An 880-nucleotide genomic window follows, 5' to 3' on the forward strand; every position below is an offset into this window, starting at 1 on the left:
GTGCGAGCACAGCCAGCCCGCGTGTCCAGGAAGCAACCATGAGGGATCCTCCTTCGGGGTTCAGCCGACGATGCGGCCGTAGCGGTCGATCACCACCATTTCCACGTAGTGCGAGCCATGCGGGTTGTCGGGCGCATAGGCGAGGCGGTAGCCGCCCAGGTCGGTGCGCAGCGACGACAGCGCGTCGCGCATCCGCGCGCGCGTCGCGCCGCCGGCCTTGACGGCGGTGCGCGCCGCCTCGACCGCGACGCGCCCGGCGATGTAGCCCTCGAGCGTCGTGACACCCAGCGCGCCACTGCCGCCCAGCGCGGCCAGGTCGCTCTTGCACTGGCCGACCACGCCGACGCCCAGCGCCGACGGCCGCGGCACCACCAGGCTCATCACCACGCTGCGCCGCGTCGCGACCACGCCGTCGATCAGGTCCTGCCCGGCGAACGACGACGAGAAATGCATGCCCGGGTAGGCGCCGGTGTGCATGTGCTCGATGATCGACAGCACCGGCGCGGCGTTGGTGGTGAACATCACGCAATCGAGCCGCTGCGCCAGCAGCTGCTGCGCCACCGGCAGCAGCGAGCCGGCGTTGCGGTCGATCGGCACGACGGCCACCGGCTGCACGCCGAGCCGGCCCAGCGCGTCCTCCATCGCCAGCAGGTTGGCCTTCGAGGTGTCCTTCAGGTGCACGTAGCCGACGCGCTTGAAGCCGAACTCCTTCGCGTAGCCCACCATGCGCCGGTACTCCACGTCGTAGCCGGCACGCACGTGCACCGCGCCGGACGACGCCGCGCTGCGGATGCCCATGTTGCCGCTGGCCGTGCCGATCAGCGCGATCTGGTTCTTCTCGACCTGCGGCATGCAGGCCTCGGCCGCCGCCCCGCTGGTC

1 protein-coding gene is annotated in these 880 nt (G+C 71.5%); it reads right to left on the reverse strand.

The features are described from left to right. Positions 1-60: 60 nt before the first annotated feature. The coding region (locus AC1D01_RS36805; RefSeq protein WP_477874768.1) for an ABC transporter substrate-binding protein at positions 61-880 on the reverse strand (820 nt) is incomplete at its 5' end.

It is taken from the genome of Rhizobacter sp. P3_B12 (assembly GCF_056402895.1).